17 protein-coding genes are annotated in these 21,537 nt (G+C 60.5%); 11 read left to right on the top strand and 6 right to left on the bottom strand.

Translation table 11 applies throughout. The features are described 5' to 3' along the window. Positions 1–122 precede the first annotated feature (122 nt). Both ATY79_RS21245 and ATY79_RS21240 read left to right on the top strand, forming a co-directional pair. Entirely contained in the window at positions 123–947 is an 825-nt protein-coding gene (locus ATY79_RS21245; protein WP_088694288.1) for a UDP-2,3-diacylglucosamine diphosphatase, read from the top strand. Between the two features lie 161 nt (positions 948–1,108). Then, positions 1,109–2,329 (top strand): MFS transporter, encoded by a 1,221-nt coding sequence (locus tag ATY79_RS21240; protein WP_088704808.1) that lies wholly within the window; start codon positions 1,109–1,111, stop codon positions 2,327–2,329. On the opposite strand, the gene dgcA is transcribed toward ATY79_RS21240, so the two are convergent. Then, positions 2,281–3,264 carry an N-acetyl-D-Glu racemase DgcA gene (gene dgcA / locus ATY79_RS21235; protein WP_088694286.1) on the bottom strand — a complete coding sequence of 328 codons (984 nt, stop codon included), beginning with the start codon at positions 3,262–3,264 and terminating at the stop codon, positions 2,281–2,283. The genes ATY79_RS21240 and dgcA overlap by 49 nt on opposite strands. Positions 3,265–3,363: 99 nt before the next feature. Here dgcA and ATY79_RS21230 point away from each other — a divergent pair, with 99 nt between their 5' ends. From ATY79_RS21230 to ATY79_RS21215, 4 genes are read left to right on the top strand one after another with little or no spacing between them, the layout of a single operon-like run. Then, positions 3,364–4,533, top strand: coding sequence for an MlaE family lipid ABC transporter permease subunit (locus tag ATY79_RS21230; RefSeq protein WP_189637229.1), 1,170 nt, complete (start codon positions 3,364–3,366; stop codon positions 4,531–4,533). A 9-nt stretch (positions 4,534–4,542) separates the two neighbouring features. After that, the gene (locus ATY79_RS21225; protein WP_088694284.1) at positions 4,543–5,388 is read left to right on the top strand and encodes an ABC transporter ATP-binding protein; all 846 of its coding nucleotides are present in this window, start codon (positions 4,543–4,545) and stop codon (positions 5,386–5,388) included. A 9-nt stretch (positions 5,389–5,397) separates the two neighbouring features. Continuing rightward, positions 5,398–6,768: an MlaD family protein gene (locus ATY79_RS21220; RefSeq protein WP_088704807.1), complete on the top strand. Its 1,371-nt coding sequence runs from the start codon at positions 5,398–5,400 to the stop codon at positions 6,766–6,768. Between the two features lie 22 nt (positions 6,769–6,790). Continuing rightward, on the top strand, positions 6,791–7,399 hold the full coding sequence (locus ATY79_RS21215) for an ABC-type transport auxiliary lipoprotein family protein (RefSeq protein ID WP_088704806.1): 609 nt from the start codon (positions 6,791–6,793) through the stop codon (positions 7,397–7,399). Positions 7,400–7,591: 192 nt separating this feature from the next. On the opposite strand, the gene ATY79_RS21210 is transcribed toward ATY79_RS21215, so the two are convergent. After that, positions 7,592–14,047, bottom strand: a complete 6,456-nt coding sequence (locus ATY79_RS21210; protein WP_088704805.1) for a hypothetical protein — start codon at positions 14,045–14,047, stop codon at positions 7,592–7,594. A 468-nt stretch (positions 14,048–14,515) separates the two neighbouring features. Here ATY79_RS21210 and ATY79_RS21205 point away from each other — a divergent pair, with 468 nt between their 5' ends. Then, positions 14,516–14,884, top strand: coding sequence for an Hpt domain-containing protein (locus ATY79_RS21205; RefSeq protein ID WP_088704804.1), 369 nt, complete (start codon positions 14,516–14,518; stop codon positions 14,882–14,884). Between the two features lie 205 nt (positions 14,885–15,089). After that, complete coding sequence (locus tag ATY79_RS21200) at positions 15,090–15,410, top strand: 2Fe-2S iron-sulfur cluster-binding protein (RefSeq protein ID WP_024312780.1); 321 nt, start codon at positions 15,090–15,092, stop codon at positions 15,408–15,410. A 292-nt stretch (positions 15,411–15,702) separates the two neighbouring features. Here ATY79_RS21200 and ATY79_RS21195 read toward each other — a convergent pair whose 3' ends face one another. Beyond that, positions 15,703–16,329: a DUF922 domain-containing protein gene (locus ATY79_RS21195; protein WP_088694279.1), complete on the bottom strand. Its 627-nt coding sequence runs from the start codon at positions 16,327–16,329 to the stop codon at positions 15,703–15,705. Positions 16,330–16,428: 99 nt separating this feature from the next. Between ATY79_RS21195 and folP the strand changes: the two genes are divergently transcribed. The 3 genes from folP to folK are packed head-to-tail and all read left to right on the top strand — an operon-like array spanning position 16,429 to position 18,171. Then, a complete protein-coding gene (folP, locus tag ATY79_RS21190) occupies positions 16,429–17,295 on the top strand; it encodes a dihydropteroate synthase (protein ID WP_088694278.1) in 867 nt (288 codons plus the stop codon). Beyond that, positions 17,292–17,660 carry a dihydroneopterin aldolase gene (folB, locus tag ATY79_RS21185; protein WP_088694277.1) on the top strand — a complete coding sequence of 123 codons (369 nt, stop codon included), beginning with the start codon at positions 17,292–17,294 and terminating at the stop codon, positions 17,658–17,660. Before folP ends, folB begins: the two co-directional genes overlap by 4 nt. Next, the gene (gene folK / locus ATY79_RS21180; RefSeq protein ID WP_088704803.1) at positions 17,653–18,171 is read left to right on the top strand and encodes a 2-amino-4-hydroxy-6-hydroxymethyldihydropteridine diphosphokinase; all 519 of its coding nucleotides are present in this window, start codon (positions 17,653–17,655) and stop codon (positions 18,169–18,171) included. Before folB ends, folK begins: the two co-directional genes overlap by 8 nt. A gap of 47 nt (positions 18,172–18,218) precedes the next feature. Here the strand turns inward: folK and ATY79_RS21175 are convergent, their stop codons facing one another. The 3 genes from ATY79_RS21175 to ATY79_RS21165 all read right to left on the bottom strand — a co-directional run bounded on the left by ATY79_RS21175 (position 18,219) and on the right by ATY79_RS21165 (position 21,533). Further along, positions 18,219–18,770: a hypothetical protein gene (locus tag ATY79_RS21175; protein WP_088694275.1), complete on the bottom strand. Its 552-nt coding sequence runs from the start codon at positions 18,768–18,770 to the stop codon at positions 18,219–18,221. Positions 18,771–18,981: 211 nt separating this feature from the next. Next, complete coding sequence (locus ATY79_RS21170; RefSeq protein ID WP_088704802.1) at positions 18,982–20,061, bottom strand: TIGR01620 family protein; 1,080 nt, start codon at positions 20,059–20,061, stop codon at positions 18,982–18,984. Beyond that, the gene (locus ATY79_RS21165) at positions 20,058–21,533 is read right to left on the bottom strand and encodes a YcjX family protein (RefSeq protein WP_088694467.1); all 1,476 of its coding nucleotides are present in this window, start codon (positions 21,531–21,533) and stop codon (positions 20,058–20,060) included. The genes ATY79_RS21170 and ATY79_RS21165 overlap by 4 nt, the downstream gene beginning before the upstream one ends. Positions 21,534–21,537 lie beyond the last annotated feature (4 nt).

The raw sequence follows: 21,537 nt of genomic DNA, 5'->3' as shown, positions 1-21,537 counted from the left end.
TCTGTCGCCGTTGCATCGAGGCGCGGTGGCAACCGGGAAAATCAGGCAGGGCACCAGCATGTCATCTTCCTGAAACACGACTCTGGTTTTGAGAGGCAGGTGAACGATGGGACACGAGCAGGATGCTTGTGAGGGACAACATGGATACGCGGCACTTCCGTACGCTTTTCATTTCCGATGTACATCTCGGCTCCAAGGCCGCGAAGGTGGACTTCCTGTTGGATTTTCTCAAGCATCACGAGGCGGACACCATTGTCCTCGTTGGCGACATCGTTGACGGCTGGCGGCTGAAGCGTAGCTGGTACTGGCCGCAGGATTGCAATGACGTCGTTCAGAAGCTGCTGCGCAAGGCGCGCAAGGGCACGCGGGTCATTTATATCCCCGGCAATCACGACGAATTCCTTCGCGACTTTCCAGGCACCCATTTCGGTGGCATCGAGGTTGCCGAGCGCATCATGCATGAAGCTGCCGACGGCAAGAAGTACCTCGTGCTGCACGGCGACGAGTTCGACGTCGTGGTGCGCAATGCCCGCCTGCTCGCCTATCTCGGTGACTGGGCATACGACATGGCGATCATGGTCAATATTGGGCTCGCGGCGATCCGCCGCCGGATGGGAATGCCTTACTGGTCATTTTCCGCATGGGCCAAGCTTCAGGTCAAGCATGCGGTCAACTTCATCGGCGAGTTCCAGCGCGTCGTCGCTGACGAAGCTCGGAAACATGGTGCGGACGGCGTGATTTGTGGCCACATTCACCATGCGGTGATGGAAGACATGGATGGGATCCGCTACATCAATACCGGGGACTGGGTCGAAAGCTGCACAGCGATCGCCGAGCATGAAGACGGCACCTTTGAATTGATCGAGTGGCGCACCATGAGCGATCTACAGTCGATTCCGATGGCGATCGGTCATCGCGAAAAGGACGTCGCGCAGCAGGCCGCCTAAAGCGGTCTTGCGAGCCCGTAATTCAATGAATCTATTTAGCCCGTTGTGTCTTTGCGATAGGCCCTATTTATTTTCTAAAACGTTTCAGTTGGGCAATTTCTTGCCATAGTCGCCCTTAGGTTGACGTGTTAGGCAACGTTCAGTTCCTACAGGTCTACCCCATGATTCCCGCGCAAAATCCTCCGGCGAGTGAGGGGGCACCACCGCGCTTCCGTGTGCTCAGTGCCTTGTCCTATTGTGCGCCTTTGCTCGTCAACGGCGTTGCCCTGCCGTTTTTCCCGATGTGGCTTGCGCTGCACGAGTTCAACGACCATGAGATCGGTGTCATTCTCGCCGTGCCGATGGTGGTGCGCGTGCTCGTCGCTCCCATCGTCGCGATGTATGCCGACCGGATGAAAGAGCGCGCCGATGTGCTGCTGTTTTCAGGCTGTCTATCGCTGCTGACGGCGATCGCGCTCTACTGGACGAATACATTCTGGCCAGTGCTGATCGTCTACACGATCCAGGGAGCGACCTTTGCCTGTTATGTCCCGGTCGTCGAGTCGATCGTGATTTCCGGTGTCAGGCGCTGGGGGCTGGATTACGGCTCGATGCGGGTGTGGGGTTCGGTCGCGTTTATCGTCTCCACCCTGATCGGCGGGCAGTTGATCGGGCACTGGGGCGGCGAGATGGTGCTGCCGGTCATGACCTTTGGTTTCGTGACAACCGTTGTGATGGCGATCTACTGTCCACGGATCGGCCCGACACGCAGGCGCGGAACGCCCGTCGATATTTCCGCGGCGACCGGCAGTTCGCTGCGTCAACCGCATCTGCTTGCATTGCTGATCGGCGTCGCAATCCAACAGTCGAGTCATGCTGTCTTGCAGGCGTTTGCGTCCCTCTACTGGCGGGATCTCGGCTTCTCAGGGACGCAGATCGCGATCCTTTGGAGTGCCGGCGTTGCAGCCGAGGTAACGGTGTTCTTTCTGTCCCGGCGGCTTAGCCGTCGTTTCAGTGCCTGGACGCTGATTCGGTTTGGTGCGGCGGTCAGCGTCTGTCGCTGGATCCTGTTCCCGATGCACTGGGGTTTCTGGGGCTTCTTTTTGCTCCAGTGCATGCATTCCTGCACCTACGCCTTCGTGCATACCGGCGTACAGAGAAGGATCGTCGCCTCCGTGCAGGAGACTCAGGAATCGTCTGCACAGGGCGCCTATTTCTTCTACAACGGCATGTTCATGGGGCTGATGACGATCGCCTCCGGCTACATCTATGCGTGGCTAGGGCTCGCAAGCTACTACGTCATGGCGCTGGTCGCCCTGACCGGACTGAGCCTGCTCATCGTGGCTTACTATCTTCAGCCCCAGAGCGTCGTTTCTGGCGGCCAGACGAGAGAGGCGGCGTAGCGCAGCCCTGGTTCGCGGTCGCGAGCCAGAAGCAGCGGTCCGTCCAGGTCGACGAATTCGGCATCCTGCGCCAACAACACGGCCGGCGCCATTGCCAGCGATGTGCCGACCATGCAGCCAACCATGATCTTGAAATCAAGGCGTTGCGCCTCTTTTTTCATGGCGAGCGCCTCGGTGAGACCGCCTGTCTTGTCGAGCTTGATGTTGATCGCATCGTAGCGGTCGCGAAGGCTTGCCAGGTCGCCGGTGTGGTGGACACTCTCATCCGCACAAACGAGCACGGGACGGTGGATCTCAGCCAGAAGCTCATCCTTGCCCGCCGGCAGCGGCTGCTCAACGACGGCGACACCCATCTCGGCAGCGATGCGCAGATGATGCTCCAGCGTCTCTTCAGGCCAACCCTCATTGGCATCGAGAATGATCGCGACATCAGGCGCTGCCTCGCGCACCGCGCGGATGCGGCTTTCATCGTCGCCCGTACCGACCTTGACCTTCAAAAGCGCCCGATCGGCGTTCGCGCGCGCCTGCGCTGCCATGACATCAGGCTCACCGAGAGAGATCGTGAAGGCCGTCGTCAAAGGTTTCGGCTTCATGAGACCCAGGTTTTTGATGACCGAATTGCCAGAGCTCTTGGCTTCGAGGTCCCAGAGGGCGCAGTCAACCGCATTGCGCGCCGCACCGGGTGGCATCGCTCGCTGTAGTTCCTTGCGCGTCAGGCCCGCCTCGATCAGCGGCCTTGCAGCTTCGACCTGGGCGGTGACGCTTTCCATGGTCTCGCCATAACGGCGATAGGGAACACCCTCGCCCCGGCCGACAATCCCGTGCTCGCGGATTGTGCAGAGGATCACGTCTGCTGACGTTTTGGCGCCGCGCGAGATCGTAAATGTGCCTGAGATGGGGAAGGATTCCGTCTGAATTTCAAGCGACCGTGGCATATTTGCAATCCTGCGCGCATGGAAATTTGGTGTGGCTTGGGTATATTGATCCGAAGCGGCGAACCGCTAGTTCGCGAGTCGGCAATGTCGCCGTAAGCCTTGAAAGACACAAGCGTTTTGAAGTCCGAAACCCGTAACGCCGCCTCACTGCATGTGGACGACCAGACCCATGGCGCGGGCCAGCTCGTTCATATCGAGGGGAACTGGCGAAGCGCGAACCTGCATCTCGTTTTGCGCGACTTCGAGAAGCTCACTGCGGGTCGAAGCGGCGAGGTGACCCTCGACCTGTCAGGCGTGACGGACATCGACACGGCGGGTGTCTGGCTGCTGTGCCGGCTGAAAAAGCAGGTGGAAGGCGCAGGTGGCACCGTGCGCTTCGAAGGCAGCAACGCGCATATCGACGAAATGATCGCGGAGTTTTCCGAGGAGCCGCCGCTGTCCGAGCAGGAACCGCAGCAAGGCGCAAGCTGGCTGGAGTGGATCTTCGCGCCGATCGGCAAGATCACGTTCGAGATATGGAACAACCTTGCAGCCGCGATGTATATTCTCGGCTCCGCCGTCCGCGGCGCACAGATGAAGTTCGGGCGCGGCAGTGGGGTCTCGCCGGCGTCGATCGTCAATCAGATCGACCATATGGGCGTACGCGCGGTGCCGATCATATTGCTGATGTCGTTCCTGATCGGCGCGATCATCGCGCAGCAGGGCGCCTTCCAGCTCCGCTATTTCGGCGCGGAAGTCTTCGTCGTCGACCTCGTCGGTATCCTGCAGCTTCGCGAAATCGGCGTGCTCCTGACGGCAATCATGATCGCTGGCCGTTCCGGTAGCGCCATCACCGCCGAAATCGGCTCCATGAAGATGCGCGAGGAGGTCGATGCGCTGAAGGTGATGGGGCTCAATCCCGTCGGCGTGCTGATCTTCCCGCGCCTGGTTGCCCTTACGGTGGCGCTGCCGCTGTTGACCGTCATTGCGAACTTTGCGTCGCTCGCCGGCGCAGCCGTGGTTGCCTGGGCCTACTCCGGCATTACCTTCGCCAACTTCATCGCCCGCCTGCATGAGGCGATCACCCTGTCGACGGTCCTGTCCGGGATGATCAAGGCGCCGTTCATGGCGCTGGTTATCGGTATCGTTGCGGCGGTCGAGGGCTTAAAGGTAGGCGGCAGCGCCGAGTCGCTTGGCCAGCATGTGACCGCGTCGGTGGTGAAGGCGATCTTCGTCGTTATCCTCATGGACGGGCTTTTTGCCATGTTCTATGCGGCCATCAATTTCTAAGGATCGTACGTGGACGGACAACAGACAGAGACCAGAAACAACGAGGGGCGGAAAGTCGTGCTGTCTGCGCGTGGCGTCACCGTCGGTTTCGGGTCGAAGGTCGTCCTCGACAATCTGAACCTCGATATCTATCGCGGTGAAATTCTCGGTTTTGTCGGCGCGTCGGGAACGGGCAAGTCTGTCTTGATGCGGACCGTGCTTCGGCTGCTGCCGCGGCGCTCGGGCACCATCAAGATTCTCGGTCAGGACTTCGATCAACTAGACGAACCGCAGCGCAATGCGCTCGACATGCGGCTCGGTGTGCTGTTTCAGCAGGGGGCACTTTTCTCCTCGCTGACCGTCAAGGAAAACATCCAGGTGCCGATGCGCGAGTATCTGGATCTGCCGCAGTCGTTGATGGACGAACTGGCTCAGCTCAAGATCCGGCTGGTTGGACTCGCGGCTGATGCTGCCGACAAATACCCTTCCGAGCTTTCGGGCGGTATGATCAAGCGTGCGGCGCTGGCACGCGCCCTGGCACTCGATCCCGAGCTGGTGTTCCTCGACGAACCGACGTCAGGCCTTGATCCAATCGGGGCAGCGGAGTTCGATGAGCTTATTGCAAGGCTCAGGGACACGCTTGGACTGACCGTCTACATGGTCACCCACGACCTCGACAGCCTCTTCTCCGTCTGCGACCGCATTGCCGTGCTTGGCAAGAAACGGGTATTGGTCGAGGGAACAATAGACGACATGCTGGCCTGCGATGATCCGTGGGTTCAGGCTTATTTCAAGGGCAAGAGGGCGCGCTCGATCGTGCCGCAAAACAGCCACGCCGGCGACGACAGCCTGGCGCAAGATAGCCGCGGGAAGTGAGCGGATACGATGGAAACAAAAGCGAACTACACGATTGTCGGCTTTTTCACGGTGCTTGTTATCGCGGCGGCGTTCGGCTTCGTCTACTGGATGGCTGAATACGGGCGCGGCGGGCCGATGGCTGAACTGATCGTCCGCATCCCGGGCTCCGCGAACGGTCTGAGCGTCGGTTCGCCGGTGCGCTTCAACGGCATTCAGGTCGGCTCGGTGAAGTCGCTGTCGATCGATGCAGACGATCCGAGCTTCTCGCTGGCGTTTACTGAGGTGCGCGTTGATGCGCCGATCTATCCCTCGACGAAAGCCATCCTTGAAATCCAGGGTCTGACGGGTGCCGCCTACATCGAGCTCTCCGGCGGTAAGATCGGCGAGAAGAACATCCTTCAGCAGTCGATTGACACAGGGAAGCGAGCGGTGATCGTCGCTGACCAGTCGAGCGTGACCAACCTTCTGGCGACGGCGGACAAGATTCTCGACCGCGCAAACGATGCCATCGGGCAGGTTCAGGGGTTTGTGAAGGACGCACGCGGACCACTGACGAAGACGTTGCAGAATGCAGAGACGTTCTCCGACGCGTTGGCCAAGAATTCCGGCAATATTGATTCATTCCTGCAAAGCGTCGGGCAACTGTCCGATACGGTTCGGAAAGTCTCGGGTCGTGTCGACTCGACGCTGGAGGCGGTCGAAGCGCTCGTGAAGGCCGTCGATGCGAAGAAGATCGATACTATTCTCAGCAATGCCGAGAAGGTCAGCCGCGACGTTGCCGATGCGTCGGGCGACTTCAAGGGTGCGATCCAGAAATTCCAGGAGACGGCAACGACCTACAACGATCTCGGCAAGAAGGCGCAGGCGACACTCGATCGGGTGGATACTCTGGTAGCGCAGATCGATCCGGCGAAAGTCAAGGGATCCGTGGACGACATCTCCCAGGCGACCAAGGATGCGCGCAGTGCAGTCGCGTCCATCAAGGATGTCGCAAACACCGTTTCGGCTCGGCAGAAGGATATCGATCAGACGATTCAGGACGTGTCGCAGATGGCGAACAAGCTGAATTCGGCGTCCACACGCGTCGACGGTATTCTGATCAAGCTCGATGCGCTGCTCGGAACGGACAATACGCAGTCGCTTTTTGCGCAGGCGCGTGACACGCTCACCTCGTTCAAAAAGGTGGCCGACAACCTCAATTCGCGGATCGGCCCGATTGCGGACAATCTGCAGAAGTTTTCCAGCGGTGGCCTGCGCGATATGCAGTCGCTTATCAACGACACGCGCTCCACCGTCCAGAACCTTAGCAATGCGATAAGTGATTTCGACCGCAACCCGCAGCGGCTCATCTTCGGCGGGGATACGGTAAAGCAATATGACGGCCGGACGCGGCGTTAACAGGGATATTAGGGGAGCGCATATGGCCGTATCGGATCTGTTGCAGCGTCGTTCGTGGCTATCCAGAACCGCGATCGCGTTGCCGCTATTGGCAGGCCTTGCCGGCTGCGGAACGGCTGCGAAGAACGACACCTATGATCTCTCGGGGTCGGCGACCGGAACTGGACCGGCGGCAAGAAGCCGGCAGATCCTGGTGCAACAACCGACCGCGTTGAAGGCAATCGACAGCGAACAGATTGTCGTTCGGGTGGCGCCTTCGCAAATACAGTACCTTTCCAGGGCGCAATGGGGTGACAAGCTGCCTCGCATGGTTCAGGTGAAGCTGGTCGAGGCCTACGAGAATTCCGGCAAGCTCGGCGGCGTCGGCGTCCCCGGCCAGGGGCTCGCGATCGATTATCAGCTCGTGACGGATATTCGCTCCTTCGAGATCGATACGACCGGTGGCAGCCGCGCGGTGGTTGAGATTTCAGCCAAGATCGTGAACGATCGCAGCGGTACTGTACGGGCTCAGAAAGTGTTCAGACAAGAGGTACCCGCCAGCGGGTCGAACGATGGTCTTGTGAAGGCGCTCGATCGTGCTTTCTCGGCCGCAGCTGCTCAGATCGTCGACTGGACGCTGCAGTCGATCTAACGTCCAACCGGGCAGGCGGTAAGTGCCGCGGGGCGCTTTGTGACCGGAACGGCCAGGGGTATGAGGCTATATGGGGTTCCATCTTGCTGTGCACGAGCTTCGCTCGCTTCATCCAGATCTCAGCCGGATAGCTGCCGCCCAAAATACAAAATGGCCGCCCTCGGGCGGCCATTTCTTTGTTTTCCGGACGTCTTACTTCAGCCGTCCCGCGGCATGAGCAAGCATCGTGTAGACCTTGCCCGTATCGGAGGTCAGGTAGGACTGCGTAATCGTCTTGTCGCGATCGCCGCGGGACACATCGGCCAGCAGCTTCTCGAAATCGGCGATGTAGCGATCGACTGCAGTGCGGAACTCCGGCTCGCGATCGTACTTGCGTTTGATTTCGTCGAACGTCTGCTGACCCTTCAGCGTGTAAAGGCGACGTGTGAAGACGTCGCGTTCGCCGCGCTGGTAGCGACGCCACAGGTCAACCGACGCATCGTGATCGATCGCGCGGGCGATATCCACTGAAAGCGAGTTCAGGGACTCGACGACATGGCGCGGGTTGCGGCTATCGGCGGTGCGAGCCGGTGCTGCTGCGGTAGCCTCGGCGCGCGGTGCCGGTTGCCGTGCCGGAGATTCCTCGGCGGTTTCCTCGCGCGATGCGCCACGCAGAAGATCGCTGATCCAGCCGCCGGTTGCCGGCGTTGCCGGAGCAGGCGCTGCAACGGGTGCTCGCTGTGGAGTCACAGTTGCTGGCGTCGGCGGTGTCAGCGAACCCCGCAGACCGAAGTTTTCGATCGGCGATGGCGTTACTGCAGGTGCGGGGGCTGGCGACGTGGCAGGTTGAAGAGCCTGCTGGGTAACGGCTGGCTGGGCAGGACGCGGCGCTGGCTGAGGCTGAGCAATGGCCCGCGGCGCCGGCTCGGAGATTTCCAACTGCTGCGTCGAACGGCCAACGATGTGCGAGATATCCTGCAGAGCCTTGATCTGCTCGGCGACCGCGCGACGCATGGCGGCGGCGCTTTCCTTAGCTTCCTCGGGGAGGTCGAATGCGCCGCGCTTCAGCTCGCTGCGGGTCATATCGAGTTCCTTGCGGATATCGCCGGCGGAGCGGCGGATCTCTTCCGTTGCACCTGAGAAGCGAGATACCGCCTCCTCGACTGCTTCACGCAGCGATTCGCGCATGGTCTGGGCAGCGCCGTCGGATGCGCGGCCTGCCTCGCCCAGCATACGCTCGACTTCCGACAGGGACGCTGTCAGGCCGCCGCGCAAGCGGTTCGAGAGCTCACCGGAACGACGCTCGGCGTTGCCGAATGCACCGTCGATTGTCGCGTTGGCTTCTTCTCCGGCCTTGACGAGCGCCGCGCGCATGGTCGCGGCTGCTTCCTCCGCACGCTTTTCGGTCTCGGAAAGAACGCGGCCGATGTCGGAGAACGAGGACTGCACGCTTTCGCGCAGAGTACCGCTAACTTGGTTCGAGCGCTGCTCGGCGCGGTCGAAGGCGGATTCGACCATACCGCCCAGGGAGCGCATGGTCTTCTCGATTTCCTCCGAGCGCTGGACAAGGCCAACCGAGAGGTTCTGCAGTGCAGTCTCGCGATCCTCGAGCGTCGAAACAAGATTCGATTGAGCGGCCGCGAGCAGGCCGGATGCCTGGCCGAGCACCTTGGAGTGCTCGTCGAACCGGCCAATGATGCCACCGACCTGAGCAAGAGTCTGACCCGAAATATCGGATAGGCGATCGACCTTGCCTTCGAGCAGGCGCGTTGAGGCCGAAACCATCTCTGCTGCCTTCGATGCCGATTCAGTGAAACGCGATGTCGTATCGCCAAGGCGACCGTCCACTGCTGCCAGGTTTTCGGCTGCGCTGCTCATCATTTGCCCCATGGCGGAGCTGTTGTCCGACAGGCGCTCGATGAGCTTGTTGACGTTGGCAAGAAGGCTGTTTTCCATTGCATCGACGGCCGAGGATGCACTCTCCGTGCGTGCGGCGATCGCATTGATCAGGGCCTCATTCTCGCTGCGCAGACGCTCGGTGCTGCGCTCGGTTGCCGCCGTGATACGCGCTGCGGCCTCCTTGCCTGCGTCGGCATAGCGATCGATCAGCGGGCGTGCTGTCTCGTCGAGAATGCGCGACAGCTCCGTATTGCGGCCGGCAAGCATCGAGTTGAGTTCGCGTGTGCGATCGTCGAGCGTCGAGCGGATGGCGTTGCCGCGTGCTTCAAGCGCTTTTTCAACGTCGGTGAGCGTCGAGTCTATTTCGCGCGTGCGGTCCTCGAGGCTTGACCGGATCGCATTGCCGCGAGCTTCCAGAGCACGTTCGACCTCGGCCATCGTCGAGGTGATTTCCTGGCTGGCGTCGGAAATCGTCATGCGGATGCCCGCGCCATGGCTTTCGAAGGTTGCCTGTGCGTCGCCGAGCGCGCGTGAGATGGCGCCCACCTGGCCGCTGACCAGGGTCTCGGCTTCCGCAACCTTGTTGATGATTGCATTACCTGCTTCCGAGAAGGTCTGAGCGACGGCTGCTGCCTGGCCGGCCAAACGGTTCTGCGCTTCGGACACGCGACCGACGATCCGTTCGGAACGCTCTTCGATCGTGCGGCTGAACTCGTTGCTCTTGGCTTCGAGGCTCTCCGCAAATTGCTGGCCGGTACGGCCGAGACTTTCGGCGGCGCGGGCTGCTTCTTCGTCAATGCCCTGGGTTGTCTCGGCGACGGCGCTACGCAGCGAAGCGGCGAGGCTGGCAGCTTTGCCTTCAATCGTGCGATTGACCGCGTCGAGGCCAACCGTCAGAGCGCGGTCCATCGTCGAGAGACGCTCCTCGATGCGAGCACTGCCGCGCTCCATCGCCTCGCCGATGCTTGCCGTGCGGGTGTCGATACCGGACGTCAGATTGGTCGTGCGGCTGTCGATCTCCGATGTGAGGTTGGCCGTGCGGCCATCGATCGTCGCGGCAAACTTAGCAGCGCTCTCATCAAGCGCTGCCGAAATGCGGCCGGTCGCTTCTTCGCCGATCGTTCCGAGACGCGAGATGCCGTCGGACAAGGTGTTTGAGAGGCGACCGCCAGCCGCGTCGACCTGCTCAGCCACGCCGCCAACGCCGTCGCGAATACGGTTTTCGAGGGCCGTAAGGCCAGCCTCGACGCGAGAACCGGTTTCGGCAAAGCGACCGGTCATGCCCTCGATCGACTGATCGAGCTGCGAGGAGAAGGTTTCTGCCGTGCGCGAGATCTCGCCTGCAGCCTCCTGGAAGCGACCGGCAATATGGCCGGTGCTGTCGCGCAGGCGATCTTCGAGAGCTCGGCCACTGTTGTCGATCGTCTGGCGAAGAGAAGCCTCGTGGTCTTCCAGCGACATTTCCAGCATGCCGACGCTGGTGGCGATCGATGCGCCAATGGTCGTCGCCTGGTCGGAAAGCGTGTCATTGAGGCGAGTGTGAGCATCGGTCAGCGCGAGATTGATCGCCTGTTCGCGATCGGTGAGCGTCGAGCGAATGCGTTCGTGAGCCGAATCCAGACCGCCCTCGATGCGCGTGGCTGCGTCGCCGTGTAACGTTTCCAGCCGCCGGTGCGCGTTGCTCAGGCTGTCTTCGATGCGGGCGGCAGCACCGCCGGTCAGCTGCTCGATGCGGTCTCCGCCGCTCGAAAGCGTGTTGGCGAGCGTCGATGCGTGATCGTTCAACGTGCGCTCGAGGCGTTCCTGGCTCTGGGTGTAGGCGCTGCGAATTGCGTCCGACTTGTCAACGAGGGCACCGGCAACGCGGGATTCAGCGCCGGCCACCGTGTCAAGCAATGCATTGGTACGCGCTTCCAGTGCGTCGTCGAAGCGGCCCTGGCTTTCGCTGAAGGAGATCGCGAGCGCCATGGCCTTCTCGTCGAGCGTATCCGAAAGACGATCCTGAACCGTGGCAATCGAATTCGCGATGGTATCGACGCGCCGGCCAAGCGCATCCTCGATGCGGCTATGACCTTCGTTCAGGGATACGGCGAGTGCCATGACGCGGTCGTCGAGCGCTTCGGTGATCCGGTCATGTCCGCCGGAAAGCGAGTTGCTGATCGTTTCCGCGTGATGGCCGAGCGTGTCTTCGAGACGGGTCTGGCTTTCGTTGAGGGAAATGGCAAGCGCCATTGCCCGATCGTCGAGAGCCTTTGTGAGCTTCTCGTGGCCGCCGACCAGTTGGTTCGCGATGGTCTCAGCGTGATGTCCGAGGGTGTCGGCAAGGCGCGTCTGGCTTTCATTGAGAGAGATGGCGAGCGCCATCGTCTTGTCGTCAAGCACTTCGCTGAGCTTTTCGTGGCTGCCGGCGAGCTGGTTTGCGACCGCGTCGACATGAAGGCCAAGTGTGTCGGCAAGGCGGGACTGCCCCTCGTTGAGGGAAATCGCGAGTGCCATCGCCTTGTCATCAAGAGTGTCGGCAAGCTTGTCGTGGCCGCTGGCGATCGAAGCGGCAATCGCTTCGGCACGCTTGGCGATCGTATCCTCGAAACGGTTCTGACTTTCATCCAGCGAAATGGCCAGCGTCATCGCCTTGTCGTCGAGGGTGTCGGCGAGGCGCTGATGGCTGCCGGAAACTGCGCTGATGATTGCCTCGGAGCGGCTTGCAAGCGTGCTCTCGAACCGGTCCTGGCTCTCCGCGAGGGCAGCCGTCAGCGCGCCGCCGCGATCGGTCATCACTCCGTCGATCCGCTCGTGCGCGAAATCGAGCGCCTGCGTAATATCTGCTGCGCGCCTGGAGATCATCGTGTTCAGTTCGTCGGCACGACCAAAGGCCGAGGTGATCTGATCGGTCCCAGCGGAGACGGCGGAGCTTAGATCGGAGGTCGTGGACAGCAGCGTGTCGCGGAATTCCGTCGCGCGCGCGGAGAGATTGTTGTGGAGTTCGGACGTGCCCGATGCGAGCGCCAGGGAGATCTCGGAGGTGGCGTGGCTGAGCGCAGACGTCATACCCGTCGTATGCGTATGGATGGCCTCGGTGACTTCCGAGACCTTGCCCGCCAGCGAGCTTTCCATGACTTCCTGGCTGGTGGCAAGGGCGGTGGCCAGCGTGAAGGACTGGTCGGTGAGCGACGCGCCAAGGCGCTCGATGCTCGAACTCAGGATACCGTTCAGCGCGTCTGAACCGCCGGTCATCGTGTCGTTGATGCGATTGAGGCTTTCCATCAGCTTCGTGTCGAGCGAGCCGGCGCGCTTGTCGAAGGCATTGGCGAATTCCGCGACACGCTCATCGAACGAGGTCGAGAGCTGCGCGACAGTTGCCTGGAGCCTTTCGTCAAAGAAGCCGGAGCGAAGATCGAGGTCCATAATAGTGTCGTCGACGCTCGATTGTAGGCTCTGACGGAAGCTCGAACCCTTCTCGTCCAGTGCGCTGTTGAGCTTGGAAAGGACGTCATCAAGCGTGGTGCTGATCGTGCGCTCGCCACCGGTCAGGCTCTCGTTGATCTCACGGGTGCGGGCAATCAGGATCTCGTTCAGCTGACGGGCGCGGTCGTTCAGCGCGGCATTGAGCTTCTCGGCGTTGCTGTCCATCGTGGACGCACGCGTCTCGAACTGCCGGAGGATCTGCTCTCCGTGTTCGCTGAGGCTCGACGTGAGGGAGTCCAGTCGGGTGTCGAATTCGTTTGTTAGCGCAAATCCAGACGAGGTCAGCGTTTGGAGCAGCGAATCCGTCTTTGCCGCCAGCAGCGTGCCGAGCGACTGGATCGCCGACTCGGATTTTTCAGTGATCGCCGCGGCGCGCGTGTCGATCATCGATGCGAAGGCTTCACCTGAAGTCGCTAGGCGTACGGCGATCTCTTCCGTGGCAAGCGACAGATCTTCCTTAAGCTGGTCGTGCACGCCGGCGATCGACGTGCGGATGCGCTCGGCGTGATTAACGATCGCTTCGCGCTCCGAGCCGAGCTCGTGCACGAGGCCGCGTACGCGCAATTCATTGTCGGCGTAGCTCCGCTCAAGCGCATTGACCTCGGAATGGACGAGGGTTTCAAGCTCCGAGGCGCGCGCAATAGTACGCTCGATGCCTTCATTCATGGCGGAGACTTCGCGGCGAACGGCCTGGCCGACGGTCATGATGCGTTCGGAAGCGACGGTTTCCGGCTCGGAGAGGCGAAGCGCGACTTCGGCCATGGAACGTGCTGCGTTGCGCATGTCCTGGGCGCGGGCCATCATGACGGCGAAGGCATAGAACAACAGTACCGGCACAATGATGCCGATGAAGCCGGCGATGACACCCGGAAGCGCCAAAAGATCGGCGAGGGAGCGGATCTGCCAGATCTGGGGCGAGTAGAGCAGGGCCATCAGGCCAAGTCCCGCGACAATCCAGAGAAGCGACACGAGCGTTGCGTTGCGCACTGCCGAGCGGCTGGTGCCGTTCTCCAGGGACTTCAGGAGCGAAGCCGGCGAGATGCGGTTGGCATCGTTGGCCGCGAAGGAGGGCGCGCGCGACGGCTGTTCGGGCTGGCGAGGCGTGTTAGCGGCACGGGCACGCTTGGCGTCTGTTTGGCTCTGCTGATTGCGGGCACTTGGTGTTTCGGACAATTTGGCCTCCGGGGCGTCGGTCTTGCCGTTGCGAGACAGCGTATCGTCTTCTCCGAAGTCGATCTGGAGCGCTTCGTCCAATGCCTTGAACGCCTTGTCCTCGATCGACTCGTTGTACTTGTTGTTCGCCATTTACGTTACGCCTCGTTACATCCCAGCCGGTTCAACAACGCATCCGGGCTTCCCGCCGAGCCCGAACAAAACCTTAGCCTCTGAGCCCGCCCGCCCACATTGCCGAGGACGGATAAGCATATCATTTCAGAGTGGATAGCTGCTTTTTCATACAGACGGTATCAAAACATTACCATTATCCACTTGGCGAGCAAAGGCAGGTGCCGGCAAGCTCGCCCAGTAGTATCGTAGTGACACATCCGCGACTGCTAGACAATTAACGCAACCGGTCAAATCCCCCGGTATTAAGGTCTTGTTAACATCATTTAAGAAATGTGCGTCTTTAAAAACCAAAGAGTTAACGCCGTTTATCGGGCGTTAACCATATCCCGAGAAATCCGCCCTGAATGTGCCGGAATTTAACGCGATTCCCATCCAGTACCCCGCACGATGATGAAACGGCGGGATAGACGACGGGAGAATTGGCACATGGCAGCAGTCAGTATTGCGTTCGCGGCGCCCGACAATTGCAAGGGGCCTCGCCCTTCGCACGAACGTCCGGTCGATCTGGTGCATCTGGCAAATCAGACAATGGGCGACAAGAGCCTGGAAATCGAAGTCCTGCAGATGTTTGCGCGGCAGGCGCGGGCTTGCCTGCAGGAGATGTCGTCCGGCGATGCCAAGATTATAGAAGCCGCGGCACACCGCCTCAAGGGCGCGGCTGGAGCCATTGGCGCGTTTCGTGTTCATGCGGCAGCCGAAGCGCTCGAGGGTAATTGCGGCGACGCTGCCAGCATGGCGGCGGTCGGCATTGCGGTAATCGAAGCCGAGAATTTTATTCTCAAGCTCTGCCGCTAATCGATGCAAAGTCAACATGGGTAAAAGACCCGCTGGCCCATTTCAGGGCAGCGGGTCTTTTTGTGACCTTCGGCATGGCGCATTTTGACAAGCGCGTCGCTTCTCAATTTGTGATGAAGAGCATCGAGCGGTCGATGTTGACTGCCTCGGCGATTTGTTGGAAGAAAAATCCAGACCCTCCCATTGACGACCACCGGAAATCATCATGCCCAAATTGACCATTGTCGCCTTCGACGGCACGCGCTTCGATCTTGATGTCGATCAGGGATCGACTGTTATGGAAAATGCCGTGCGCAATTCGGTGCCGGGCATCGAGGCGGAGTGCGGCGGCGCCTGCGCCTGCGCAACCTGTCATGTCTACGTCGACGACGAGTGGACGGAGCGCGTTGGTCCGCCCGAGGCCATGGAAGAAGATATGCTCGATTTCGCGTTTGACGTGCGCCCGACGTCGCGCCTTTCCTGTCAGATCAGGATGAAGGCAGCCCTGGATGGCCTCACCGTCCACGTGCCCGAGCGGCAGGCCTAATTTCACTGCACTCCCCAAAAAAAGCCTCGCTGGCCGTTAGACGAGCGAGGCGAGGTAGGCGCATTACCTACGGACGAGGGAGGATCATCCGCGGCTTCGCAACGCGCCAGGAGAACCCAGGAGCGAAAGTTCGAGCTTACCGACCTGAACTTTCGAATGTTTGAATATTACCGCGTTGTGGTTGATTTAGCTAGACCGAGAAATAACCACTAAAACACTGGGGCGACAGCGGTTTCACACAAGTTTTGTTGCGCGGCTAAACTTCTGTGATCGTTTTTGACCCAAGAATCGGCTATCTTGCGCCGCCGGATTTTTTTAGCCGGTGGTCGAGCAACCTCATCATCCGATTCTCGAAATTGGCAGCTTCGACTCGGTCGAATCGGGCCTGCAGCCGATCGTGTTCCTCGATGCCGCGCGTCGATACGTCGGTGACGAGTTCCTGCATCCGCTCGCAATTGGGTTGTGGCGGTAGAGCGAGAATCTGTCTTTCCATGACGCGCGCTTGGTTTCGGGCAATTTCGGCATGGCGTTCTTCGTGGCGCTTAATGTCGCTCGAGAGTGCATCCCAGACCATAGAGAGCTGTTTGCTGGCGCCTTTGCGGTTTGTCCAGCGCGGCAGGATAATCTGCGTATGGACCGTTACCTTGGCGTTGCCAACCTTGCACTTGCCGCCCGTCTGGACATAGGTGGCGTCGCCGCCAAAACGGATTTTGGTCGCGCCGGGATGGCGGGCTGACGACCCGCTTGCCGTCGGTCCGTTGGAGCTCAGCTGTTGATCGAGCTGATCCGCGGTTTTGCCCCCGATCGCGAAGTAGGAGTAGCTCTTGGTCGCAATGACGGCGGCAGAGGCCGGAGGACACGCTGGTACGACCATGGAAAACCCGAGCACGAAGGGCATATAACGCGGTACGGAAAGCATTCTGCAGATACTCATGTTGAAGTTTGGCGGAGCTTGGGGCATAGGCACGGCCAGCGCAATATGGTTGGCGCCTTTTTCGATCGATAGGATGAATTGCCGTTGGCACAGCTTGGGAGCAGTTTCTGGCGCGTCGGGCATGGCCGTGAGATAGAACTGGGCACACGCGCCGTTATTATGGCGATCGTCAACGCGACGCCGGATTCCTTCTCTGATGGCGGACGTTACGACACTGTCGATGCCGCTGTTGCGCACGCGCTTCAGGCCGCCGAGGAGGGGGCTCAGATCATCGATATCGGCGGCGAGTCGACACGTCCCGGCGCGGATATCGTCACTCCCCTGCAAGAGCAGGCACGAGTCCTGCCGGTGATCGAGGCGTTGCGCAGCAAGACCGATGCGTTGATCTCGATCGACACCTATCGGGCCGAGACCGCCCGGCTTGCGGTCAGCGCGGGAGCGCATGTTATCAATGACGTATTCGGATTGCAGAAGGAGCCGGAGATCGGAAAGATCGCTGCTGATACCGGCGCAGGACTGTGCCTGATGCACACGGGCCGCGAACGGGAGAAGCTTGCCGACGTGATCGCCGACCAGTTTCTCTTCCTGCAACGCTCGCTCGAAATCGCATCGGTCGCGGGGGTCGCAAGGGATCGCATCGTGTTGGATCCGGGCTTCGGCTTTGCGAAGGATACCGAAGAGAATATTGAGCTGATGGTGCGTTTCGGCGAACTTCACCGCCTTGGATTACCGCTGCTTGCCGGGACATCGCGCAAGCGTTTTGTCGGCGCCATCACGGGCAGGGAAGCGGCCGACCGGGACGCAGGAACGGCAGCGACGAGCGTGTTGCTGCGTCTTTCCGGAGCGGTCATTTTTCGTGTGCACGATGTCGCAATCAACAGGGATGCTTTGGCCATCGCTGATGCTATGCTCGCGGCGCGCTATAGTTTGGAGCAAGGACACTCGGCATGAGCACCACTTACACAATCACGCTTCAGAACTGTGCGTTCTTTGCCCGCCACGGCGTTCACGACGAGGAGGAGTTCCTCGGCCAGCGCTTCTTTGTGGATGCCGAGCTCGAAGTCATTGCCGGCGATGCTCTAGAGAGCGATTCCATCAACGATACGGTCAACTACGGTATCGCCTTCACGGTGATCGAGGAGATTGTCACAGGCAAGCGTCGCTACCTTATCGAGGCGCTTGCCCTTGATATAGCAAAAGGACTTTGCGCAAAGTTTCCGCAGGTCAAGCGTGCAAAGATTACTGTCCGCAAGCCGAACGCGCCGGTGCCGGGTGTTCTGGATTTCGTCCAGGTGAGCATCGAACACTTTGCCTGAGTCCGTTTTCAAGACCGCAACACTTGGCCTCGGCGGCAATCTCGGCGAGCCCGTCCATGCGATGGCGGTCGCACTAAGAGCGCTTGACCGACGGTCCGATTGCCGGGTGGTAGCGGTGTCGCGGCTCTATCGTACGCCGCCCTGGGGCAAAACCGACCAGTCCTATTTCTTCAACGCTTGCGCTGAAGTCCAGACAACGCTTGCTCCAGAGGCGCTTCTCGACGTCTGCCTCGATATCGAACGAGGGATGAAACGAGAGCGCATCGAGCGGTGGGGACCGCGAACACTCGATATCGATATCCTGACCTATGCCGATGTGGTGCAATCGGCGCCGCGTCTCGAACTCCCGCACCCGCGCATGACGGACCGTGGCTTCGTGTTGATGCCGCTTGCCGACTTTGCTCCGAAACTGCTCGTCAATGGGGCACCGGTTCGCGAATGGCTGACGAAGGCTGATGTGCAGGGGATCGAGGTTGCCGATGACCGCAGCACTTGGTGGCATACCGTCTGAAACAAAAAAGCGGCGGGAAATCCGCCGCTTTCAGGTACGCGTTGGAATTATTCGACGGAGCCGACGGCGATTTCGTCGAGTTGGCGCGTAAGCGTCAGGCCGATGACCGGGATCATCTGGCTTTCGACCTTAACGGAAACGGTAACGTTCATGGTCTTGTCGTCTTTGACGCGAGCAATCATAGCGCCGTTCAGCTTGGAGCGGTTGAGGCCGACGACCACCGTATCCTGCGTTACCGCACCCGAAACGACGTCGAGACCCTTGCCATCGGCACCATCAAGGAACTTGCCCTTATAGGAACTGCCGGACTGCGTGATGAGCGCCGTCATCGGCTGCTTGAAGACACCAACCCTGCAACTTCCGTCAAGCTTGATACCCGTGCCGCCCGCGCTGACCGGTTCCCCTACGAGATTGCAGGTGAATTTCGTGCCTTTGTACTTGCCGGCAACGATCTCGCCGGGACCTCGCCAGGTGCCGGCGACGGACTCGAAGAAGGCTTTGTCACGTGTTGCAGCTGTCGCGGACGGGGCCATGTCGGCGACTGGTGACAGCGCCACCGCAGCGAGCCCGAAAAGAAGAAGAAACTTGCGCGAATACATGGATTTTCCCTGGCGACACCATCGCTTAACTGGTGCCAAGTTTTGCCGAATAATGGTTAACAGTTGGTTTCCCGTCATCCGAAAACACTAACGAGCGGGGCGTTTTCGCAGTTGGCGGAATGTGAGAGTGTGGCGGTAGAGTATTGAATTCACGACAAGTATTTCCACGCCGTGTTTGAGACGCGGCGGGGCGCAACAAAACCGTCAATTCTCAGGAATTCTTGTCGCGCGACGTCATCGAGGGAGTCAAATCGCCGATGAAGTCGCCGATTCCCGGACGTTTCAGGGCATGGAAGGAAAGGGGACGGCAGAGATCCATGGCAGCGATTCCGATGCGGGCGGTCATCAGGCCGTTGATGACGCCCTCGCCAAGGCGCGCCGACAGTTTCGAGGCCAGTCCATGGCCGAGCACCTGCTGCACAAGGCTGTCGCCGACAGCGATTGAGCCGGTAACGGCGAGATGCGCCAGAACATCTCGCATGAGTCGGATCATGCCGAGTGTGCCAGGCCGACCGCCGTAGAGCTCCGCCATCGCGCGAACGAGTCGGGCAGCTTCATAAAGTACGTAGAGCAGATCGACGATGGCGCGTGGGCTGACAGCGGTGACGATGGAGACCCTTTTCGATGCATTGACGATCAGAGCTCGGGCTTGCCTGTCGAGCGGGGCCAGGAGTTCGCGTTCCGCGAGGGCAATGAGGTGTGGCGCGTCGATGATATCAGCTTCCGCCGCCTTGAGAGTGGCTCGGCCTTTTGCCGTCTCGGGCTTGTCGGACAGCAAGGTTTCCAGGCGCTTGACCAGTGCGCGCGCCTTCGCCGGCTTAGCCTCGACCATGGCGGTCTCCGCTTCCGCCTTGATCCCCTGCACAGCCGTCAATCGCATCATTCCGGCTGTTTCGCGAACAACGATGGCAATCACAGCCAGAACGCCGATCGCCAGCGCCGCGAGCGCCGCATAGCCCAGCCAATCGGCGCGGCTGAAAAGATTGCGGATAAGACTGTCGGTCCAAAGGCCGAAGGCAAGCGAGAAGAGAATGCCGAATGCGGCCGCTGCGATTTTCGCAAACGACGTGCCGCGCTTGCGGGGAACGGCGACCGGCACGGGAGGGACATCCTTTTCAGGATTGAGGAATGGATCGTCCTCGTCGGCGGTCAGCACGACCTCGTCGGTGAAGCTGCCTGGCTTTCGCTGGCGGTGTTTGGTCTCGATTGTCGGTCGGACCGCTGGGTCCTCTTCATAAGAAAACGCGGCCGGCGCGCGGTGGACCGGCTGTTCGGATGGTGGCTTGATCATGCGAGGCGATCTCCGAACAGAAACTGCATGGCGCGGTCGAGGCGAATATGTGGGACCGAAAGCTTTATGCCGCCGCCCGTTTCTTCGAGGTGCGGTGGACGAAAGCGCACGACATTTATATCGGGCAGCGAGGTGTCGGGCTCTCCAGATTCGATTCGCTCGAACAGGTTCTCCGGGTCCGCAGGAAGGTCTCCCGGAAATATCGCCGTCTTCCTATGGCCATCGAAACGTTCACCACCAATGGTTTCTCCCTCCATCGGTGTCCCGACGATGACCGGGAGGTCATGACCGTTGCGTTTCACTGTCGCTTCGCGGGTGGCGCGGACAGAGGCAAGTGCCATGACGTCGATTCCTGCCCCCGCCATTCCAATGCGCTCAGCTGCGCGCTCAACCAGGCGGCGGGTGAGGGCGTCGAGCCGGTCGTGGCTTTCATGATGCAGGTGGTCGGCCTTGGTCGCGGCAACCAGGACGCGGTCGATGCGGCGGCCAAGCAATGAAGACAGCCAGGAATTCGTGCCTGGTCGGAAGCATGCAAGAACGTCCGTCAGGGCGCGTTCGAGGTCCTGTACCGCCTCGGGGCCACGGTTGATGGCTTGCAGCGCATCGACCAGCACGATCTGCCTGTCGAGACGGGCAAAGTGCTCGCGAAAGAAAGGCTTCACGACGACCGATTTATAGGCCTCGTAGCGTCGTTCCATCATCGCCCACAGCGATCCCTTTTGTGCTTTGCCCTCGGGCGGAAGCGCGAGCGGCGCAAAGGTCAGGGCGGGAGAGCCATCGAGGTCGCCAGGCAATAGAAAGCGGCCGGGTGGGAGCGTGGAAAGCGAGCGTTCGTCTGCTTTGCAGGCTTTGAGGTAATCGGCAAAGGAAGTTGCAAGGTCGCGGGCCCGCATTTCGTCGGCGGGAGCACTGATGTCCGCGGTGTGGGCGAGTGTCAGCCAAGCGTGCGAAAGGTCTGCGCGAACGCCCGTTTTGGCCAAAGCAATCGTTTCCTCGCAGAACGCGCGATAGTTCTTTGCGAGCAGCGGCAGGTCGAGCAGCCATTCACCAGGATAATCGACGATATCGATCGACAACCGACCGGGCGAGAAGAGACGATTCCAGCCGCTGGCACTTTGATATTCGAGTGTGATGCGCAATTCCGAGATGGCGCGTGTGGAATCCGGCCAGACGCGGTCCTTCACGAGGGAGCGGATGTGATCTTCATACTGGAAGCGCGGCACTGCATCATCCGGCTGCTGCTCAAGCCGGACCGCCGAGACACGACCGGACTGCACTGGCTCGAAGAGCGGCAGCCGGCCGCCGTGCAGCAGGTTGTGGACGAGGGAGGAAATGAAGACGGTCTTGCCAGAGCGCGATAGGCCGGTGACGCCAAGGCGCACAGTTGGATTGATCAGGCCAGATGCCCGGTCCGCGAAATTGTCGAGGGCGATGCGCGCGTCATCTGTGAAGGAGGTCAGGCTGGGCGGCAAGGCG

It is taken from the genome of Rhizobium sp. R693 (assembly GCF_002211315.1).
Lineage (GTDB): Bacteria > Pseudomonadota > Alphaproteobacteria > Rhizobiales > Rhizobiaceae > Rhizobium.
Note: the sequence above shows the minus strand (reverse complement) of the source record. Positions and strands in the feature narration are given on the sequence as shown.